Annotated in this window: 2 protein-coding genes and 1 pseudogene; 1 reads left to right on the forward strand and 2 read right to left on the reverse strand. The window is 65.5% G+C overall.

The window, feature by feature from the left end; genetic code table 11:
* Together AC36XV_RS03460 and AC36XV_RS03465 are read right to left on the reverse strand one after the other, a co-directional pair.
* Nucleotides 1-423: pseudogene (locus tag AC36XV_RS03460) on the reverse strand (hypothetical protein); the annotation flags it as partial.
* Between the two features lie 333 nt (nucleotides 424-756).
* Entirely contained in the window at nucleotides 757-2061 is a 1305-nt protein-coding gene (locus AC36XV_RS03465; protein ID WP_492202280.1) for a citrate synthase, read from the reverse strand.
* Nucleotides 2062-2644: 583 nt separating this feature from the next.
* Here AC36XV_RS03465 and ade point away from each other — a divergent pair.
* The gene (ade, locus tag AC36XV_RS03470) at nucleotides 2645-4366 is read left to right on the forward strand and encodes an adenine deaminase (protein WP_492202281.1); all 1722 of its coding nucleotides are present in this window, start codon (nucleotides 2645-2647) and stop codon (nucleotides 4364-4366) included.
* Nucleotides 4367-4647 lie beyond the last annotated feature (281 nt).

Below are 4647 nucleotides of genomic sequence, written 5' to 3' on the forward strand. Positions count from 1 at the left end.
CTTCGCGATCGGCCCTCCCGACAGCAGCTTGATCCCGTATGGAAAGGACAGGTCGTTCGATACCAGTTCACCTTCCGCTTTCGTGTTCGCCTGGGCGTAACCGTCGAAACGGAGGGCGAGCGGCACGTCCTTCACGAGGCGAAGCAGCGGATCCCCGGTCTCGATCGTGTCGCGCGGCTGTTCGTCCTCCACCAGCTGGAAGCCGTTGCCCGCGAACTCCTCACCGAATTCCGTCAGCCGGGGAATGGGAGCGTGGCATACGCTGCAGCTGAAATTGTACTTCCGGGCGAAGGCGGGAATTTCAAAGGAGCCCTCGGCGAGGCTCGTTCGTCCCGAGGTGTCCGCGAGGAGCGGGGACGAGAGAGGAAGCCACGCGAGCAACACCAGCAGGGCGATTCCGAACGGACGGGTCACGGCGGTCATGGAGAGCCTCCAGGTGCAGACAAGTCGTTCCGGTCAGCCACCGAGATGGCAAGGTGCGTACCCGACTCTCCTGTATCGCCCGACCGCCAGATACGGTCTAAGGGCATATTTTGTAGCTATTTACCGCAGTGACCCGGCGGAACGCAGACCGGGTTGGTCACCACCGGCGTGACGATCTGACCCGGTACGTGACGTTGCGAACCCCGACGGACGGGGGAAGAGGTCGATAGCGACACAGAATAGAAAGATCCGGGGACCGATTGCGGATGAAGGGCGGGGCGGACCGCACTCGGCGGCCCGCCCCGGAAGAGGTCCTGGATCAGCGCCGGGCGATCAGCGGTCGGCGAAGGGCACGTAGTCCCGGTCGTCGTATCCGATGTAAACCTGGCGTGGACGGGCGATCCGCTGGTCGGGATCCTCCAGCATCTCCTGCCACTGGGCCAGCCAGCCGGCCGTACGCGGAATGGCGAACAGGACCGGGAACATGGCCACCGGGAAACCGAGGGCCTGGTAGATGATACCCGAGTAGAAGTCCACGTTCGGGTACAGATTCCGCTTCACGAAGTACTCGTCCTCGAGCGCGATCTTCTCCAGCTCGATGGCGATGTCGAGCATCGGGTTGGTGCCGGTGATCTTGAACACCTCCGGCGCCATCTCCCGCAGGATCCGGGCACGCGGATCGTAGTTCTTGTACACGCGGTGACCGAAGCCCATCAGCCGGAAGTCGCCGGCCTTCACCCGCTCGATGTACCCAGGGATGTTCTCCATCTTGCCGATCTCGCGGAGCATGCGCAGCACCATCTCGTTCGCCCCGCCGTGAAGCGGGCCGTAGAGGGCGGCGGCCGCCGCCGCGAGGGCGCAGTTCGGATCCGACTCCGAGCTCCCCACCGCGCGCATGGCATTGGCGCTGCAGTTCTGCTCGTGATCGACGTGCAGGATGAACAGGACGTCGAGCGCCTTCTCCAGAATCGGGTTGGGCTCGTACTTCAGCTCGGTCGTCTTGTACATCATGTTCAGGAAGTTGCCCGTGTAGCTCAGGTCGTTGTCCGGGTAGACGTACGGCAGGCCGCGGCTGTGCCGATACGCGAACGCCGCGATCGTGGCGACCTTGGCGACCAGGCGGTGGATCTGCTTCAGGCGGACCTCGGGATCCCTCACCGCACGCGCCTCGGGGTAGAACGTCGAGAGCGCAGCCACCGAGCTCACGAACATGCCCATCGGGTGCGCGTCGTGACGGAACGCAGCCATCAGCTGCTTCAGGTTCTCGTGAACGAAAGTGTGGTGCGTGACCTCGTAGACCCAGCGATCGAACTCTTCTTTCGTCGGCAGCTCACCGAACAGGCTGAGGTACGCGACTTCGAGGTAGCTGCTCTTCTCGGCGAGCTGCTCGATCGGATATCCGCGGTAGCGGAGGATCCCCTTCTCCCCGTCGATGAAGGTGACCGCGCTCTTGCACGAAGCCGTGTTCGTAAAGCCCGGGTCGTACGAGAGCATGCCGAAGTCGGTGTCGGTGGCCTTGACCTTTCGAAGGTCCTTTGCCGGGACCGCCGCGCCGTACTCCGGATAGGTACCGTACATCACCTCGAGCGGGTAGTCCTTCTCAGTACGGTTGTCACGAACGGTCAGGGTGTCGGGCATCGCTTGGTCTCCTGTGGTTTCTTTGCCTGCGGGCGCAGTGGCTGATTCTGGCATCGGAACTTCTCCTGGGGACGTATTCGGGTCCCCCCTTTGCAGTGACTCGGACGTCTGACCGCCCGAGGGAAGGTTTGGAAGCGCTGCTGCGTCGGCTGGATTCCCGAGGGAGGGTCGGGTCTCTCCGAACTGGAGGCGCCAGCATCGATTCCCAACAGTGGTCCAGCACGTCGAATGCGTGCAATTCCGGGACCAACGGACACCGGATTCGCACCGCCGGCGCGCACCGCCGGCTCGCCAGATCTCCCGGCGAACCGAGCCGGTGGACGGTGAGTGTAACACCTTGCTCCCAAAAGGGTTCCCAGCCGTCCGTATCTCGATCCCCGGATTCTATCGCCGCGTCGGATCCACGGCGGCATTTCCCCGGGGCCAGGCGGCTTGTACCATTTGGGACAAAGTGGCGGGACCGTCCTCGACGACGGCCGGACACAATGGCGCACTCGGACCCCGGCGGCTCCCTGTCATGACTGCGAATGCATGGCCGGCCGCCTCGGCGAATCACCCTCACACGACACCGGGAGATCCTCCGATGCACGCTCTCGAAGACCTAATTGCTGCTGCACGGGGTGAGGTGGAGGCGGACCTGATTCTCCGCGGCGGCCGTCTGCTGGACGTTCTGTCCGGAGACATCTACGAGGCGGACGTGGCGGTCTTCGACGGTCGAGTCATCGGCGTCGGGGAAGGCTACGCGGGGGCGCGCGAGGTGGACTGCCACGACCGGTGGGTCGCGCCGGGATTCGTGGACGGTCACATGCACGTCGAGAGCAGCCTCGTCACGCTGCCCGAGTTCGCCCGGGCCGTTCTTCCGCGGGGCACGACGGCCGTCGTACTCGATCCGCATGAGATCGCGAACGTTCACGGGGTGGATGGTATACGCTACATCCTCGAGTCCCGTCGCGGCCTCCCGCTCCGGGCCTTCGTGATGGCCTCTTCCTGCGTTCCGGCCACACACATGGAAACGGCAGGGGCCGAACTCGGGGTGGAGGAGATCTCGGCCCTCCTCGACGAAGACGGCGTGATCGGCCTGGCCGAGATGATGAACTTCCCCGGGGTGGTGTATGGCGACCCGGGCGTGCTCGCGAAGCTCAGGGCAGCTCGCGCGCGCGGGGCCACGATCGACGGTCACTCTCCGGGCCTCGCAGGAAGAGCCCTGAACGCGTACGCGGTGGGTGGACCCGGAAGCGATCACGAATGCACCACCCTCGACGAGGCGAGGGAGAAGCTCCGGCGGGGCTTCCGAATCATGATCCGGGAGGCCAGCACCGCTCGAAACCTGGAAGCCCTGCTTCCCCTCGTGGATTCGAGGACGGAGCGGCGGTGTTCGTTCGTGACCGACGATCGTCATCCCTCCGACCTCCTCACCGAAGGGCACATCGATCACAGTGTGCGCAGGGCGATCTCGCTGGGACTGGACCCGGTCACCGCGTGGCGCATGGCATCCATCAACACGGCCGAGTGGTTCGGGCTGGACCGGATCGGACTCGGGGCGATCGCCCCGGGCTGGCGGGCCGACCTCCTCGTGCTCGAGGATCTCGAGTCCGTCGCCGTGCAGAGCGTGTTCGTGGACGGAGAGCCGGTGGCCCGGGACGGCGAGCTCGTGGTCGACCTGCCGGCGGCGCCCTCCACCCTGCCGCCCAGCGTACATCTCAACCCGGATCAACCGCCGGATCTCGCCATTCCGGCCGCGGGCGAGAGCCTCCGGGTGATCGAGATCATACCGGGCCAGATCGTGACGGGAGAGCGAACCGTGGCGGCAACCATCCGTGATGGTGAGGCCGTGGCGGATCCCGATCGTGATTTGGCCAAGATCGCCGTCATCGAGCGGCACGGGCGCCGCGGCTCGGTAGGGCTCGGCTTCGTGCACGGACTCGGGATGCGGAGGGGCGCCCTCGCGAGCTCCGTCGGGCACGACTCGCACAACCTCGTCGTTGCGGGTCTCGATGACGAATCGATGGTCACCGCCGTCCGTGAGGTGGCTCGCCTCGACGGCGGTCTCGTGGTCACCTCGGGCCACGAAGTGCTCGCTTCGCTCGCTCTTCCGATTGCCGGACTGATGAGTGACCTGCCGTTGACGGAGGTCCGCACGGCCCTCGACCGGCTGCACGAGGCGTATCACTCGCTCGGCGGCACCCTGGACGATGCGTTCATGAGCCTCTCCTTCCTCGCGCTCCCCGTGATCCCCGCGCTGAAGATCACCGACCTCGGCCTCGTGGATGTCGGGCGCTTCGAGGTCGTCCCTCTCTGGGTGTGAGGGGAGGCAGGCGCAGAGGGGGGACGCAGCCGGTCGGATGAACAGCGGGAGGGGCAGCCATGTGGCCGCCCCTCCCGTCTTGTGGATCGAGCCGATCCAGCTGGATATCGACCTTACGGAGCGACCATCCCGAGGGCGCTCATCTGGTCCGTCGTGAGCGGGGTCATGAACTCCTCGATCACCTGGATCGTGTCCGCGCCCGCCTTCAGGAACGTCCACGTCGCCCCGACGCCGTCCGGCGAATCCGTGGTGACGAAATCGAACTGGAGCGACGTGAGGTA

The organism is Candidatus Benthicola sp. (genome assembly GCF_058719085.1).